The organism is Bacillus sp. 1A (assembly GCF_052682215.1).
Map to the genome: position 1 here is coordinate 5,912,412 of NZ_JBQYLZ010000001.1, position 16,978 is coordinate 5,929,389.

Sequence of the window (16,978 nt, forward strand, 5' to 3'; positions counted from 1 at the left end):
ATTATATATTAAAGCCCCCTAAAAAGGAGGCTTCTAACTTGCAATTCTTTTATTATAAGTAGCTAAATTTGAAATAATTTTCGAGCTTCGTTCATTTAATCCCGTTATACTTACTTTCACGTCACTTTGTTCATACTTCATAATCACTTTATCAATTGCGGCTACTGCTGAATCATCCCATATATGCGCATAAGTAAAGTTCAACTCAATTTCTTTTACATCTTCATTGAATGAAAAATTATTTATAAAGTCTGCTGTAGATGCGAAGAAAAGTTGACCATGAATTTCGTATATTTTCTTATTTTCAATATATAAATGTTTCACGTGAATCTTTGCCATATTGAATGCAAATAAAACCGCACTAATTACTGTTCCGATAATTACACCTAATGCTAAATTATGTGTAATTAGGACAATCACAACTGTTACGATCATAACAAATGCATTCCCTTTTGGTACTTTATGAATCGTTGTCACAGAGTTCCAATCAAATGTTCCAATTGAAACCATAATCATAACTGCAACTAAAGCTGCCATTGGAATATGAACGACATAGTCACCTAAAACGAACAGTAATACGATTAGAAATCCACCCGCTACAAATGTTGATAAACGACCTCGTCCACCTGATTTAATATTAATAACAGATTGTCCAATCATTGCACATCCTGCCATTCCTCCGAAGAAACCAACGACAATGTTTGCGATACCTTGACCACGTGCCTCTTTATGTTTATTACTTTCCGTATGCGTCATATCATCTAAAACTGAAGCTGTTAATAAAGACTCTAGTAAACCGATAATTGCAAGCATAACTGCGTACGGTAAAATAATCCCTAATGTCTCAAGTGTAAAAGGCACGTCAGGCATGCTAAAGAACGGTAATTCTTTCGGCAGGCTTCCCATATCCCCTACTGTTTTTAACTGTAATCCGCTCATAAGTGCAATACTTGTCACAATAATAATGGAAATAAGTGTAGACGGTACAGCTGTCGTAATACGTGGAAATACATATATAATTGCAAGTCCTAATGCGACAAGTGCATACATTTGCCAAGTTGCATTTTTAAAATGTGGCAATTGCGCTGTAAAAACTAAAATTCCAAGTGAATTTAAAAAACCACTCATAACAGATTTAGGAACAAACTTCATAAATGAGCTCAGTTTGAACACGCCAAAAATAATTTGGACAATACCGGTTAATATTGTTGTAGCAAATAAGTATTGCAAACCATGATCCTTAACGAGCGTGACCATTAATAATGCCATTGCACCTGTTGCAGCTGAAATCATCCCAGTTCGTCCGCCAACAAATGAAATGGTAACTGCAATACAAAAGGCTGCGTATAACCCAACGGTCGGGTCCACGCCTGCAATAACTGAGAAAGCAATCGCTTCAGGAATTAACGCTAAAGCAACGACAATTCCCGATAGCACGTCTCCTCTCACATTGGAGAACCAGTCATTTTTTATCGTTTGAAACAAAATACCACTCCTCTACTCTTTTATCCCGCATTAACGGGCAGTAAGACCCCCACCTCAAAATTCAGCGGAAGCAAAGAAGTTGGGTGGGGATCAACTGCCCATAAAAGCCCGATTGGTTCAACTAATAATCAGTGGGGGATGAACACCCCCACTGATTAAAGTTTCACTTTATCATTTGATTTTCTCCATAAGAAAATCTAAGCCGACTGCACGAAGGATATTATATAACGAGTAGAGAGATTTTTGCTATGTAAAAGTTTCCTACAGAAAAAGACGCTACCTTAGTAGCGCCTTTGCTCATTTTATTAATGTCCACCGTGCCCTTGACCACCTTCTTGCACAATCTCTAATCTTTCATCTAATATTCCTTGTGTTTCAAATGAAATATCACTCGTACTTCCTAATAGGAAGCCATGGTTATACGGTCCAAGTGTTGGGTCATCTTTAAACTTCGGTTGAATAGTAGCAAGGAAGTCATACACTGGTTGTGAAGCTTTACCTTCTCCTAACAATACAACAGGTGCGTGTTTACCCATATGTGAAAATGGTGCTCCTGCAACTGCTAAATCTGGTGTTTTGCTTGAAACAAATGATAAACCGTGACCTGGTTTTGTGAACCCCCAACCAAATTTCGTTTTTTCATCTTTAAACTTCGCAAATGCAACCGAATTTTCTGTTGGAGTCTCCCCACTAATACGCGTTACTTTCCCGTATTTACTTAACTCTTTTTCTACTGCTTTTGAAATAATTTTTTCTGGTCCTAATACATATATATTCGCTTTATCTTTTCTCATTTTTAATGCCTCTATCGTCGCTTCTGGCACCTTATCTTTTTCTGTATATAAAAGCGGTTCTGGCATGTGAGAAATCCAATTTACAGCTGGTGTTGTATATAAACGTCCTTCTTCTTCAGACGAACCGATAATAACACTATTCGGGTAGCTTCCTGTTATATCGGCATATTCTTTATCCACTTCTTTAGCAAATGTAGCTGGATCCGTTTCTTTTATTTGCTTTACTTTATATTCTTTTAATTGCTCAAGGGTAGATTCACCTACATCCCCCATCACCATAATTTGTGTTCCATCTTTCGTTCCGAGCGGATTTAATCGTTTTATTTCTTTTAACGTCACTTCGGGTACCTTTTCTTTTTCTATAAATAAAATCGGCCCGTTATTCGGATGGTGAATAAGATCCGCACTCGCAATACCTAATTGCCACTCGTTTACTGGTACTAAAATAATAGCGCCTGGCTGATTCTCTTTATGCGTTGCTGGCCATATCGTTTGCGAAGTTACTACTGCCATTTGCAGAGGATCGTTTGTGTTTAATCTCGTTACATTTTTTAAGCTTGTCGTTAATAAATCATTCGATGCACCTTCGTTCATTTCTTTCGGCGCAGTTACCTCCTGATTCATTTTCATTTTCGTTTGCTCTGTTTTTTTCTCTTCTTTAGATTCATGGTTTTTATGATCCGTGTTCGTTTGTCCACATGCAGCAAGACCAACTGCTGTAATTATTGTTATCCCAAAGATTCGGGTCATCTGTTTCACTATACCGCCTCCGTATAAATCGTTTTCGAGCCAATATGATTACCTAAAATAGAATTTCAACTTTACAATAACAAGCAATTCTGAAGAAATTATGCAGATGCATGATAATCTGCACCATTTCTTCATGATTTTGACTTACAATTTAATTAATAACTACAAATGCGGAGGTACTCTATGGTCGATATACTACTCGTAGATGATGAGCCGAGAATGCTTGAATTATTAACGCTTTATCTTACTCCAATCGGATACAATTGCATATGTGCAGTATCTGGGGAAGAAGCTATTTCACATATAGAAAATCGAAACTTCAAATTTGTTTTACTCGATATTATGATGCCAAAGATGGATGGGTGGGAAACGTGCAAAAGAATTCGATCCTTTAGTAACGTTCCTATCATTATGGTAACGGCTCGTGATCAAACGGTAGATGTCATCCAAGGGTTAAAACTTGGAGCGGATGATTATGTAACCAAACCTTTCCATGAAGAAGAGCTTTTCGCAAGAATTGAAGCTGTTTTAAGGCGAACGAATCAACACGCGCAAATCCAATATCACGGCATTTTATGGGATGAGGCAAAGCATTTCGTTTCTGTCTATAATGAAGAACTTCTTCTCACTCCAATCGAATTTTCCTTAATCGGGTTATTTTTACGTCATGTGAACTACGTGTTAAGCCGCGATCAGCTCATTGAACGAATTTGGGGATTAAATACAAATACAGAAGATAGAACAGTCGATTCACATATTCGTAATTTGCGTGATAAATTACGAAAAGTAAATTTTCCTATTGATCATCATTTAAAAACTGTTTACGGAGTCGGATATCGGTGGATTGATACTCTAGATTAAGGAGCAAAACGATGAAGCGAATATCTATTCAACTCGGATTTTATTTTTTAATTGTTACACTTTTAATCGAAAGTGTTCTATTTGTCTTGCTTTATTATAGCCTTGTCAACAATAGAGTAAATGAAGAAATGACAGCTTTATTAAAGCGCGGAAATAGTCACCGAGATGTCCTTGAAAAGTATTTTGATAAGCAAACAATCTCCCATGTTGCACTAATGGAATCCGAAGCCGAAACCACTGTCGTTATTACAAATGCAAATAAGGATGTACTAGCTAAATCCAACGAAATAAATACTACGATAAAAAAGCATATTGAAAAAATGCAAACACGGACAGATCATGACGGAGCAATTATAGAGAATCATTGGAAAACATCTAATTATATATGTACAGTTAGCCCCATTGTAGTGGCTGAAAAAACGGAAGGCTACGTATATATGTTTCTCGGAACAGAATCAATCGAGGAAATGGTTAACGGGCTAACAAGACAATTCATTATTGCCGGAGTCATTACGTTTCTATTAACAGTCATCACTATCTTTCTATTATCACGGTTGTTAACAAAGCCATTGTTACACATGAAACATGCCACTGAAAAAATGAGTAAAGGCGATTTATCCGTTTCGTTAACGACTACTCGAAATGACGAAATTGGTGAACTAGCCTCATCTATTCAAACGCTTGCTAATGATTTACATTATATGAAAACAGAGCGAAGTGAATTTCTAGCAAGTGTTGCTCACGAATTACGAACACCGTTAACATACGTAAGAGGTTATGCTGACATTGCTTTAAAGGAAAACACATCTCCTGAGCAACGTTTGCGATATTTATCTATTATAAAAGATGAGTCTGATTATATTACGAACTTAGTTCAAGATTTATTTTCACTTGCACAAATGGAACAACATAACTTTTCTATTCAAGTAAAGGACGTATATTTACACACCTTCCTTACTCGCATAGCCGAAAAAGTAAATGCCATGTATAAAGAAAGATACATTAAAGTTTCTTTCTCTTGTCCTCCTACACTGCTAATAAACTTAGATGAACAGCGATTTGAACAAGTTGTGGTAAACATTTTAAATAACGCTTATAGACATTCACAAAAGCATTCTCATATAAATATTTCTGTTACAGAAGAACATAAACGTATTTCCATTACAATTGAAGATGAAGGCGAAGGTATTCCGCCTGAAGACCTCCCTCACATTTTCGACCGTTTTTATCGAGTTGATAAAGCAAGATCACGAGCTACAGGCGGAACTGGTTTAGGACTATCTATCGTGAAAGAAATTGTAGAACTACACGGCGGGAATATTACTGTAACGAGCGAAGTCGATCATGGGTCTTGCTTTATCATTTCATTGCCATCTATATAGAAATACAACTATTATCAATTAACAAGTTCAGTTTTGATTTACAAAATCACATCATAATTAGCATATGAAAACGCCCAGAGTTCAAAAACTCTAGGCGTCTTTTATTGTCTTATTGAACTAAATTCTCCTTTAGCTTAAATCAAATTAAAGACAAAACTTAAACAAATTTCTAAACCTCTTAATTTTATACAATCTATTCTAAAATAAACCTTTAATTCTACTTAAAGCAACACACTTTATAATTTTAATGGTTTATAAGCCAATGCTTTATCTATAATTTCTCTGGCGGTTAATTCGTCATCGCTCCAGAAAATATAATCACCTATTTTAGGGTCAATAACAGACGATTCAACCATGTCCAACCAAATTGCCTGTTCCCATTCTTCTCCTTCCGTATCCATAAGTTTTTGAACCAAGGTAACTAACTCCTCTTTATTTAACTCACCTAATTTTATATTTTTATGATTAATAGCCCTTTTTACAATATATTCTGCACCGTAATCAGCAAAAAATAATTCTTTTGCATTTGGATAAGGAACACTATTTTCAAATACAATGAGTTTATGTTCAAAATCTTCCCCAAAATCTTGTAGCTCTTGAATTTCTAAAACTAATTTTAATAGTTTCTTTTCATCCAATTCTTCACTCCCTTTGTTCAAGACAACCACCTTATTAATCTAAGTACATTTCTTTATACTTTCCATGTTCATTTCAACATAAAATTACAATTTTCCTTTTGAATTATCCAAATCAATATGTTATCCCTTATACTAATTGATATGTTAAGGACAGATAAACCTTACTATAACTAAGAATACGAACAGACCAAATCAGATGTAATTTGGTCCGTTCATTAGTATGCTATTTCTTTTCCTTATAATATAAATTTACAAATTGCCCAAAACGTTTCGTATCCGTTAAAGTTAAATTAATTTCTGGATTCTTGTCTTGAAATAACGGAACTCCAGAACCTAATATATGCGGTGTAATCGTAACAACATATTCATCAATTAAATTATTCTTAAAGAATTCTCTTAGTAGACTCCCTCCACCGACCATCCATATTTTAGATCCTTCTTGCTCTTTCAACCTTTTCGTAAACTCCACTACATCTTCATTTACAAACTCCACATGTTCGTTTGAACCTTTTTCTGAGTTAGAGAAAACAAAACATTTTTTATCTACATACGGGAATGGTTCTATATGCTCTACTACATAATCGTACGTTCTTTTTCCCATAATTATTGTATCAATCGTTTCATACATTTCTGTATAACCGTTATCTCCCTCTCCTTCCGTTTCCATTAACCACTCTAAATCATCATTTTCTTTCGCAATATATCCATCCAAACTAGCGGCTATAAATAAAACAATTTCACGTGACATCTCTTTTCCTCCTTACAACGTATATTGATAAAATGACCTTATACACACTATACTAACCTTAAAACATGACAATTCATGTCATGTTAAAAAAGAAACGAGTGAGATAGTTGTCAAAAGCAAAACGTTTACTAGACATTCTTATATTCGCTTCTGCGAAAAGAACATTTACAGCTCAGGAAATAGCTGATGAATTTAACATTTCTGTTCGTACTGTCCATAGATATATTTTAGATTTAAGTGATATGGGATTACCCCTTTACGCAGAACAAGGTCGTAACGGAGGATATAAAGTATTAACGAATAAAGTCATTCCCCCTATTTTATTTACGGAAGAAGAAGCAGTATCCATCTTTTTTGCATTTCAATCTTTAAGCTACTACCGAGACTTGCCCTTCAACGCAGAAATCAATTCCGTTACACATAAACTGTATAGTTCTCTACAACATGATGCGAAAGCGAAAGTTGCTAAAATACGTTCTTATATCACTTTTTGGAATCCGAAGAGAACAATTGAGACACCACTTTTAAACGAAGTGTTAACTGCGGCTATTGAAAATAAAAATTTACACTTTCAATACGAATCTAAATCGGGAATAAAAACAAAACATGTTCACCCTATCGGTGTATATGCTCATGACGGGCTATGGTACTTACCATCCTATGACTTCAGTAGAAAAAAAGTTTTACTGTATCGCGTTGATCGTATTCTTTCTATATTATCAACAGAAGAAAATAAAAATACGTTCATGAATTTAGAAGAATGGTTTGCCTCTAGCTCTAACGTAGTGCATATTCCTACCCAGTTACATGTCTCATTAACAGCAGAAGGCGTGCGCCAATGTAAAAGCGTTCCTTACCTTGAAGAATTCGTGGTAGTAAACGAAGACGGGACAGGATATATACATTCAACAATTGATAAAGGTGAAATTAACTTTATTACTCCTTTATTTTATAGACTTGGAAAAGATGCAAGAGTTTTAGAACCGAAAGAATTGATAGATGGTTTACGTATACGTGCAAAAGAAGTTTTACATATGTATGAAGACGAAAAAAGCTGCTAAATATAAGCAGCTTTTTGTGTATTTGTTCCTATTGTTTTGACTGTTGACGAATATCAATCCACCAACGATATGATGCATTCATATTTTCAGTACTTCCATTCCCTCTGTAATGGAAAGCATCCAGGAAGATTGAATCTAGTTTATCCTCATCTACAAAATAACCTAATTTAACTTTTACCGTTTCTCCTGGTTGGATACTGCCAATATTGTAGAAGCTTTTCCCATCTCCGTGAGGCTCTAAATAATCAACTTCTCCCGTCATAATACGCGTTGCGTCCATTCCCTCTTCTTTAGCGTATTTCCATGCACTACCTTCAGATTTAAGCAGCTTTATAGATGGATGCATATAGATTTCTTCTGTCGCCTGTTTACCTATATTTTTCACTGTTGTTGTCAGGTAGACAAATTTAACATTAACTAATTTTGAATCTACTAATGTATCAATTGAATCTTTACCATTCCCTAATTTATATACATCCCGTCTGTACGATAGCAATTTTCCCGTGTGATCTAAAGCCTTCTTCTTGCTTAATATCCCTAAGCCAAATTCATTAAAGTTCTCTTGTTTAAAATCTTTAATTGAATCAAAAACTTCAACTTTTTCTATCATATATTCAATTTGGCTGTTATCCATAGATATCGTTACTGGAATCTTTTGTCCTATATGAAATAGTCGTTTACTATCTTTTTTCAAAGGAATCACCTTATTTTTTTTAGGTTCATCCGCTTCGCTAAAATACTTTTTATCATAATCTGTTATATGTGCTGCCTTTCCTTTTGACGTAGGCTCAAGTGAAATGTTCCCTAACACATCCATCATTTGTTCTTCATTTACATCTGATCCAATAAAACTTTCTAACATAATCCCTTCTTTCTCAAAAAAGAGAAAGACCTTCCTATCAAACATTACATTGTTGTTTCCAGTTTCTTTATGAACAATTACTGCTTTCTTGCCACTTATCTCTTTTTCTTCGTAGCTTTTTGAATATAAAGTTTGAAAGTCCGCATTTTCCCCTACTCTCCAAAGAGCAAATGAAAAGCCTCCATTTGCGTCGTTATCTTTAAATGAATATTTCATTGCAGAGTCATCAATTGCTTCCATATTTTCTGGCAATTTACCAACCTTCAACTTATACCACTTATTATCCTTTTTCGAATCCTTATTTATTACTGAAACATTTACTTCGTAATTTTGTTTTTGAACAATCATATTGTAGACTTTTACTGCACCAAAAACGGTTGTCGGCATACCAATCAATAAACAAGCAGCAGCGATTAACATACGATGTTTTTTACGCTTTTTCTGCGGTTGTCCATCTTTCAACTTCATTTCCTCCATAAACAATTTCTTTTTGCGCGTATATGTATGTGAAAATTTATGTTGTTCTTCGGATTTATCAAAATCATCTAAAGCAATTTTTTCAGCAAGTTCATATATTTCTTTGGAGTTCTTTGAATTCGTCATGTTGTATACCTCCCATCATATTTTGGACTCGTTTTCGAGCGCGTTCAAACTGCTTGCGGACATTAGCCTCCGTTATCCCCATGACACTTGAAATTTCTTGATACGTTAAGTTATAGAAGACTTTGTACTTAAACACTTGTCTGTTAGATTCACTTAATTCTGTTAGCAATGTATCAATTTGAACTTCAGACATTTTACGTTTTTCCCACTCTTCAATATTTTCATCTACTGCTTCTATTGATTCTCTTTCATATTCTTCTAAAAATGTTTCATGTCTTTTATTTTTCCGGTAACTATCAATCGCCTTGTTTTTCGCGACCCTCAAAATGTAGCGTTTAAGCTCTTCTGTGCTCAAGCTATGGAGCTTTTCCAAGTTCTTATAAAGAGTAATAAACGTCTCTTGAACCGCATCTTCAGCCTGCTGAATATTATTTAAAATAGAATACGCTACATAATAAATTTTTTGTTCGAACAACTCATATAGCTCTTCCATCTTTTCATAATCGTTGTTTGTAACTTTCATATAATTCCTCCTCTCACTCTATATAACGAATGAGCGCTATACTTTGTGACACTGCAAAATCTTTTTATAGATAAAATTTAATAATAGAATAAACAAAAGCCCAATTTCTCTATTGTAACTAAGAAATTGGGCTTTTGTTTATTAGAATTTTCCTGACTGTTCCATTAAGAACATCCCTCTTATGCCTTTTCAGTAGGCGGTATTTGCTCTATCGCTTCTTTTAACAAATTCTTTGTCTCTTCTAAGTTATGATTCTGCTATTCTCCCGGTTGTACCGTATAAAACTCAGCAAACGAACGCTCTTTATATCTTGGGACGACATGCATATGGTAATGTGTTAACTCGTTAAATACTCCACCATTTTGGCAAATTGTAATTCCGTCAGGTTTATATAATGACTTAATCGCTTTTGCAATCAGCTTAGAAGCATCCATAATCGCTTTTGCTACAATATCATCTAATTCGTCCACTTCTACAACATGCTGCTTTGGCACAATTAAAGTATGACCTGGATAAAAAGGTTCATGATCTAAAAAACATGTTACATAGTCATCTTCATATATTTGATATATAATTTCTTGTTCGTTGGCTAATTTACATCCTAAACATTCCATTACACTTTCTCCTCTCTCTAAAACATAAAAACGTGAGAGCCGTATTCTCACGTTTTTATGTTTCACTTTATTAGTTCAATTGTTTCCGTAACTTTTATACTATCTTTTACCGATTGAACAATCGTGCAATTTTTCACTGCAAGTTGTAGTGCCTTATCCAATTGCTCTTTTGTAATGTTTTGGGCTTTAATTTTATAGTGCAAATGAACACTTTCAACTGGTTTTGATAAAGCTTCACTTCTACCAGTTTCAGTTTCAATTGTAAACGTATCGTATGTAATACGTTTCTTTTCTAAAATTGTTCGAAAGACAATTGCACTACATCCTGCGATAGAAGAAACGAGTAATTGTAACGGTGAATACCCATTTTCTTTTCCAATCGCTAATGGACCATACGATAAATCTGCCTCTATACCATCATGCTTAATTTTTATTTTCATACTTCGCTTCCATCTCCACTTTCATCGGTTTCTTCCGTTTCTTACTCATATAATAATATATATAGCAGAAAATGATAAATGGAATACCACAGTATAACGCCATTCTTTGTTCTGGAATAAACGCTAAACTAATAACAACGATGCTATTTGTAATTAAAGCTAAAATAGGAACAATTGGATATAACGGTGTTCTATACTTTAAGTCCTCTAACTTTCCTCCACCTTTTATATACTGACTTCTAAAGCGAAGTTGAGATAGAGCAATAATGATCCAACTTGAAACAGCCGATAAACCAGCTATAGATAATAAGTACATGTATACTGTATCTTCTGCAAGGAAGCTTGTGAATAAAGATAACCCTGCTACCGCAATCGTTACGACTAACGCTGTAATTGGAATACCTCGTTTATTTACTTTCTTGAACGATGTTGGTGCCATTCCTTCATTTGCAAGTGACCATAATATACGAGTTGCCGCATATAATCCTGAATTCGCTACAGATAGTAACGCTGTAATAATAACGAAGTTCATAATATCAGCTGCGTATGGAATACCGATTTTATCAAATACGACTACGAATGGACTTTCAATTACCCCTGCTTCTTTCCAAGAAATTAATCCTACTAAAATCGTCATTGTTAAAATGAAGAATAGCATAATGCGCCATACTGTATTACGAATTGCACGTGGAATTGTTTTTTCTGGATTTTCACTTTCTCCCGCTGCAATCCCGATTAACTCTGTTCCTTGGAATGAGAAGTTAACCGTAATCATTGTAAGTAATACGGCAGCTAGTCCATTCGGGAATAATCCACCATCGCTTACAAAGTTAGAGAAAAGAGGTGCTGCTTCTTTTCCGTCATATGATATAAACCCTAATAATGCACCACCACCAAGAACAACAAACGCAAGAATTGTCACTACTTTAATACTAGAAAACCAAAATTCTAATTCAGCATAACTTTTCGCCGAAATTGCGTTTGACGCATATAGAATAACGCCGAATACGAGACACCATACCCAAACATCAACATTCGGAAACCATCTTTTCATCATTAAACCGATTGACGTTAATTCTAGTCCTACTGTCACTGCCCAGCCAAGCCAATATAGCCAGCCAATCATAAAGCCCGTTCCTGGCCCAATAAACTTCGTCGCATACTTTTGGAAAGAACCTGAAACCGGCATTGCTACCGTTAACTCTCCAAGACAAAGCATTGTTAAATACATAATAAATCCGCCCACTAAATATGAAAGGATGGCTCCCCCTGGTCCAGCCTGATTAATGGTATAACCTGAACCTAAGAAAAAACCAGTCCCGATTACACCACCTAGTGCGATCATAAATAAATGTCTACTCTTCATCGTACGATGTAATTTCTCATTCGTTGGTTGCTGCATCTAAATTCTCCCCCTACCGATACCCCTATATCTTGTTAAAATTTTCTGATAATAAAAATATACACGAAAGCGATTACAATTTCTATATAAAATTAAAACTTTTCTGATAAAACAATATAAAAAATCGAATTATCGCGAGATTTAGATTATAATTAAAGGAAAATAAGGAGAAACAAGGAAAAACCTTTACATATATTGTAAAGGTTAACGGATTTCTAATCTTCTCGATAAAATTGATAAACTATAATTTATGATAAAGTACATACAAGCTACTACTATAAACGTTGGAATCATATAATTTACATTCTGCCCGCTAATAATTTGAGCATTATGCATAAGCTCTGGCAGTGATATAACAACTGCTAATGATGTATCTTTCAACAATGAAATAAACTGACTGACAAGCGGCGGGACCATTCTTCTTAATGCTTGTGGTAAAATGATATGCCACAGTGCTTGAACATACGTTAATCCTGAAGATCTTGCGGCCTCAATCTGTCCTTTTTCAATAGATAATAAACCACTTCGAACAATTTCAGATATCATTGCTGCTTCAAATATTGTTAAAGCAACAATTGTAGCTGTTATAATTTCTAATTTCAAGCCTGCTTCTGGAAGTGCAAAATACGTGAAAAATATAATTAAAAGTAGTGGTAAATTTCGAATTACTTCAACGATAATTCCTAATACTTGTGAGACGATAGGTATTTTCATATACCGCAATATCCCTATTATACTACCAATAATAAAGCTAAGTACAATCGCTACGAGCGCTACCTCTAATGTTATGAGTAATCCTTTTAATAAAAACAGAATATGATCTCCTGTAATTGCTCCCTTAAAATCCATTTACACCGCCTCCTTTGCTAAGCGTTTTTCTAAATAACGCACTAGCATACTGAGCGGAATTGTTAATATTAAATAAAACATCCCGACAAATATATAGACATCAAACGTAACTAACGTCTTCGTTGAAATTAAGTCTCCTTGATACATTAAATCCGTACCAGCGATAATTCCGAGTATGGAAGAGTTTTTTACTAAATTGAGAAATTGATTTCCTAGAGGAGGAATTACGATTTTCATCGCTTGGGGTAAAACGATATGGTACATTGCTTGCGTATAAGTCAATCCTGAGGAACGTGCTGCTTCCATTTGACCTTTTGCGACTGATAAAATACCAGCGCGAATAACTTCCGCAATAAACGCTGCCGTATATACGGTAAGCGTAACTGTTCCTGCTACAAACCCATTTAAAGTAATTCCTATTACAGGTAAAGCGAAATAAAATATAAATGCAATTAATACAAGTGGAATATTTCTTACAAACTCCACAAAAGCTGACCCTATCCAATTTAAAATACGAATAGGCGCAATACGCATTACAGCCAAAATTACTCCTAAAATAAAGCTTCCTATTAATGCAATTACACTAGACATCACTGTATACTTAAAGCCTTCTAAATACATATCAATGTTATTCGTTAATATAGAAAAATCAGGCACATATTCTCCCCTCTTTCTTTACAAGAAGAGGATGAGCATCCCTCATCCTCTCACTGTTACTATTCACTAGAAATAAAGCCCCACTAATTAAAGTTTCACTTTACTTCTCTTGTTTTTGTCCAATCCATTTCTCATATAATTTATCGTATTCCCCATTCGCTTTCATATCTTTTAGTAAGCTATTAATCTCTTTCGTCAAATCATTTGCACCTTTTTGCACTGCAATTCCGTACGGTTCATCCGTAAAAATTTTCCCTACAACTTCATAATTTGAATCTTGTTTTGCCATGCCATAAAGAATTGCATTATCTGTCGTTAAAACATCGCCTTTCCCCGCTTTTAACGCCGTAAATGCCTCACTGTAATTTTCAAATTCTAATACAGTCGCTTCTGGTGACTTTTGACGAATATTATTTGTAGACGTTGAACCTTTTACAGCTAACACTTTCACACCCTTTTTCACATCATCAATACTTTTAATATCGCTCCCTTTTTTCACAAGTAACGATTGCCCCGCTTTAAAATATACATCTGAAAAATCCACTTCTTTTTTACGTTCTTCTGTAATTGTCATTGTTGCGATAATTGCATCAATATCACCGTTTTTCAATAGTGGAATACGCGTTTTAGATGTTACTTCTTTTAATTCTAGTTTCTTTTCATCTCCGAGAATTTTTTTCGCAAGTGCTTTCGCGACATCAACATCAAATCCTTCTACCTGCCCAGTGGAAGGATTTTTTAATCCAAATAAGTTCGTATCATTCTTCACCCCAACTACTAGTTTCCCGCGCTTTTTAATTTGCTCCACAGCTCCGCCTTGCTTCGTATTCGTTTCTTTCGCCTCATCTTTTTTACTTCCGCATCCGGCAACGACAAGTACGAATAAACATGAAAATACGATTAACATAAATAGCTTTTTTATTTTAAGCATGAAATTCCTCCTTTAATGATTTAACACTCGGCTTAAAAATAGACGAGCTCTTTCCTGTTCAGGATTTGCAAAAAATTGTGTTGGTGTCGTATCTTCAATAATTTGACCATCATCCATAAATAAGATCCGATCTGCTACTTCTCGCGCAAATCCCATTTCATGCGTGACAACGACCATTGTCATTCCTTCTTTAGCTAGTGTTTTCATAACATCAAGTACTTCCCCAATCATCTCCGGATCAAGAGCAGACGTAGGCTCATCGAATAGCATAATTTCCGGCTGCATTGCCAATCCCCTAGCAATCGCTACCCTTTGCTGTTGTCCTCCGGATAATTGATGCGGGTATACACTAGCCTTCTCCGGAATTCCTACTTTCTCTAAATAAAACATCGCTGTTTTCTCAGCTTCCTCTTTTGAAACTTTATTTACTTTAATCGGTGCTAGTGTAATATTTTGAAGAACCGTTTTATGTGGATATAAATAAAAATGTTGAAAGACCATCCCAATATTCCGGCGTAATTCATTCATATCTGTTTTTGTATTGTGTACCTCCGTATTTTGTACAAGTAACTCTCCATCTGTAATTGTCTCTAGCTGATTTATACACCGAAGCAACGTGCTTTTTCCTGATCCTGAAGGACCAACAACTACTACCACTTCACCTTTTTTCACTTGCACATTAATATCTTTTAAAACTTGAAAGTTGCCATAATATTCATTTACATTACGAAACTCTATCAACATACTCTCCCCCTCCTTCCCCTAACAAAGCATGTACATTCTTTTTATATTCAAAAATAGGCAAAAAAATAACTTCCAGCCTCATTTTGTCCATAAAAAAAGCAAAGGCATTTTCCCTTTGCTTTTTCATTTCTATTCTATTAAGTTAAGATACTTCTTCCTTCTTATCTTTTCCGTATTCATGCTCCCAGAAATCAGCATTTTTAATGCCTAATGGCCCTGGATCGAATACTGGATCTTTTCCTTCTTTTTTCTGCTTTTCATAATCCTTTAATGCAACTAATGCAGGTTTTTGTAATAGTAAAATCGCAATGATATTTACCCATGCCATAATCCCTACACCGATGTCACCTAAAGCCCAAGCCGTGGCTGCTGTTTTTATACAGCCGTAGAATACAGCACCTAAAAAGACAAATTTTAGTACCATAGACAACCAAGGGCGGTCTTTATCACGATTTAAGTACGCGATATTCGTTTCTGCAATGTAGTAATACGCCATAATTGTTGTAAATGCAAAGAATAGTAACGAAATGGCAACGAAACCGTTTCCAAATCCAGGGAAAACAGATTCTACTGCTGCCTGTGTATATCCCGGTCCTGGCTGTGCACCATTTAATTTATTTACGATAAAGTTTTTTCCGCTTGCATCAAATACATTATACATGCCTGTAATAATCATCATAAATGCTGTTGCTGAACAAACAAATAATGTATCAATGTAAACGGAAAATGCTTGCACTAAACCTTGCTTAGCTGGATGTGATACTTCAGCTGCTGCCGCTGCATGTGGCCCAGTTCCTTGCCCTGCTTCATTGGAATAAATACCACGTTTTACTCCCCAAGAAATTGCTAAACCGATAATACCACCGAAAGCCGCCTCTAATGCAAAAGCACTTCTTATAATTAACATAAATGCTTCTGGCAACTTTTCAATATTCATAGCAACAATTACACAGGCTACTAAAATATAGCCAAGCGCCATAAACGGTACTACAACTTGCGCTACGTTAACAATTCGCTTAACTCCACCAAAAATAATAAGTGCTAATGCCGCTACTAATACCGCACCAGATACAGAAGTATTAATACCAAAAGCTGTTTCTAGACTTACAGCAATACTATTTGCTTGCACGCCTGGTAGTAAAAGCCCCGTTGCAAGAATTGTCGCTGCAACGAATACTAACGCATACCATTTCACACCTAAACCTTTTTCAATGTAATAAGCAGGTCCACCACGAAACTGCCCTTGATGTTTCGTCTTATATATTTGTGCTAAGGTAGATTCTACATAAGCTGATCCTGCTCCTAAAAAGGCCACTGCCCACATCCAAAATACAGCTCCTGGTCCACCGAATGCAACCGCTGTTGCTACCCCAGCTATATTCCCTGTCCCAACGCGCCCTGATAACGAAAGTGCTAACGCTTGGAATGAAGAAACACCAGCCTCTGATTTTTCACCTTGAAATGTCAGCTTAACCATTTCGCCTACATGCCTTACTTGTAAAAACCTCGTTCGAATGGAAAAATATAAACCTACTCCTAAACATAAATAAACAAGTGCTGGACTCCAAACAATATTATTTAACCAATTTACGAAAGCTTCCAACATTCCCCCTCCTTCTTTATAAAGAATATTC

At 35.3% G+C, this 16,978-nt stretch carries 16 protein-coding genes and 1 pseudogene; 3 read left to right on the forward strand and 14 right to left on the reverse strand.

The window, feature by feature from the left end; genetic code table 11:
• Positions 1-33 precede the first annotated feature (33 nt).
• A complete protein-coding gene (locus ACUN0F_RS30350; RefSeq protein ID WP_445540695.1) occupies positions 34-1,485 on the reverse strand; it encodes a SulP family inorganic anion transporter in 1,452 nt (483 codons plus the stop codon).
• Between the two features lie 305 nt (positions 1,486-1,790).
• A complete protein-coding gene (locus ACUN0F_RS30355) occupies positions 1,791-3,038 on the reverse strand; it encodes a cell wall-binding repeat-containing protein (RefSeq protein WP_445540696.1) in 1,248 nt (415 codons plus the stop codon).
• Between the two features lie 174 nt (positions 3,039-3,212).
• Here ACUN0F_RS30355 and ACUN0F_RS30360 point away from each other — a divergent pair, with 174 nt between their 5' ends.
• Both ACUN0F_RS30360 and ACUN0F_RS30365 read left to right on the forward strand, forming a co-directional pair.
• The gene (locus ACUN0F_RS30360; RefSeq protein WP_445540697.1) at positions 3,213-3,890 is read left to right on the forward strand and encodes a response regulator transcription factor; all 678 of its coding nucleotides are present in this window, start codon (positions 3,213-3,215) and stop codon (positions 3,888-3,890) included.
• A gap of 11 nt (positions 3,891-3,901) precedes the next feature.
• A complete protein-coding gene (locus tag ACUN0F_RS30365; RefSeq protein ID WP_327987972.1) occupies positions 3,902-5,272 on the forward strand; it encodes a sensor histidine kinase in 1,371 nt (456 codons plus the stop codon).
• 236 nt (positions 5,273-5,508) lie between these two features.
• On the opposite strand, the gene ACUN0F_RS30370 is transcribed toward ACUN0F_RS30365, so the two are convergent.
• Together ACUN0F_RS30370 and ACUN0F_RS30375 are read right to left on the reverse strand one after the other, a co-directional pair.
• Positions 5,509-5,931 carry a hypothetical protein gene (locus tag ACUN0F_RS30370; protein ID WP_001032607.1) on the reverse strand — a complete coding sequence of 141 codons (423 nt, stop codon included), beginning with the start codon at positions 5,929-5,931 and terminating at the stop codon, positions 5,509-5,511.
• Positions 5,932-6,133: 202 nt separating this feature from the next.
• Complete coding sequence (locus tag ACUN0F_RS30375) at positions 6,134-6,658, reverse strand: dihydrofolate reductase family protein (protein ID WP_445540698.1); 525 nt, start codon at positions 6,656-6,658, stop codon at positions 6,134-6,136.
• A 107-nt stretch (positions 6,659-6,765) separates the two neighbouring features.
• Here ACUN0F_RS30375 and ACUN0F_RS30380 point away from each other — a divergent pair, with 107 nt between their 5' ends.
• Entirely contained in the window at positions 6,766-7,719 is a 954-nt protein-coding gene (locus ACUN0F_RS30380) for a helix-turn-helix transcriptional regulator (RefSeq protein ID WP_106102433.1), read from the forward strand.
• 28 nt (positions 7,720-7,747) lie between these two features.
• Here the strand turns inward: ACUN0F_RS30380 and ACUN0F_RS30385 are convergent, their stop codons facing one another.
• The 10 genes and pseudogenes from ACUN0F_RS30385 to ACUN0F_RS30430 all read right to left on the reverse strand — a co-directional run bounded on the left by ACUN0F_RS30385 (position 7,748) and on the right by ACUN0F_RS30430 (position 16,947).
• Positions 7,748-9,184 carry a DUF4367 domain-containing protein gene (locus tag ACUN0F_RS30385; RefSeq protein WP_445540699.1) on the reverse strand — a complete coding sequence of 479 codons (1,437 nt, stop codon included), beginning with the start codon at positions 9,182-9,184 and terminating at the stop codon, positions 7,748-7,750.
• Positions 9,150-9,707: an RNA polymerase sigma factor gene (locus ACUN0F_RS30390; protein WP_445540700.1), complete on the reverse strand. Its 558-nt coding sequence runs from the start codon at positions 9,705-9,707 to the stop codon at positions 9,150-9,152. The genes ACUN0F_RS30385 and ACUN0F_RS30390 overlap by 35 nt, the downstream gene beginning before the upstream one ends.
• A 179-nt stretch (positions 9,708-9,886) precedes the next feature.
• Positions 9,887-10,321, reverse strand: a pseudogene (locus ACUN0F_RS30395) (HIT family protein).
• A gap of 62 nt (positions 10,322-10,383) precedes the next feature.
• Positions 10,384-10,761 (reverse strand): OsmC family protein, encoded by a 378-nt coding sequence (locus ACUN0F_RS30400; RefSeq protein ID WP_445540701.1) that lies wholly within the window; start codon positions 10,759-10,761, stop codon positions 10,384-10,386.
• Positions 10,745-12,163 (reverse strand): amino acid permease, encoded by a 1,419-nt coding sequence (locus tag ACUN0F_RS30405; RefSeq protein ID WP_046953813.1) that lies wholly within the window; start codon positions 12,161-12,163, stop codon positions 10,745-10,747. Before ACUN0F_RS30405 ends, ACUN0F_RS30400 begins: the two co-directional genes overlap by 17 nt.
• Positions 12,164-12,367: 204 nt before the next feature.
• A complete protein-coding gene (locus tag ACUN0F_RS30410) occupies positions 12,368-13,012 on the reverse strand; it encodes an amino acid ABC transporter permease (protein WP_193673770.1) in 645 nt (214 codons plus the stop codon).
• Positions 13,013-13,669, reverse strand: a complete 657-nt coding sequence (locus tag ACUN0F_RS30415; RefSeq protein WP_048541718.1) for an amino acid ABC transporter permease — start codon at positions 13,667-13,669, stop codon at positions 13,013-13,015. It abuts the gene before it with no gap.
• A gap of 100 nt (positions 13,670-13,769) precedes the next feature.
• A complete protein-coding gene (glnH, locus tag ACUN0F_RS30420) occupies positions 13,770-14,600 on the reverse strand; it encodes a glutamine ABC transporter substrate-binding protein GlnH (protein WP_193673769.1) in 831 nt (276 codons plus the stop codon).
• Between the two features lie 12 nt (positions 14,601-14,612).
• The gene (locus tag ACUN0F_RS30425; protein WP_445540702.1) at positions 14,613-15,344 is read right to left on the reverse strand and encodes an amino acid ABC transporter ATP-binding protein; all 732 of its coding nucleotides are present in this window, start codon (positions 15,342-15,344) and stop codon (positions 14,613-14,615) included.
• 142 nt (positions 15,345-15,486) lie between these two features.
• Complete coding sequence (locus tag ACUN0F_RS30430; protein ID WP_264462342.1) at positions 15,487-16,947, reverse strand: alanine/glycine:cation symporter family protein; 1,461 nt, start codon at positions 16,945-16,947, stop codon at positions 15,487-15,489.
• Positions 16,948-16,978 lie beyond the last annotated feature (31 nt).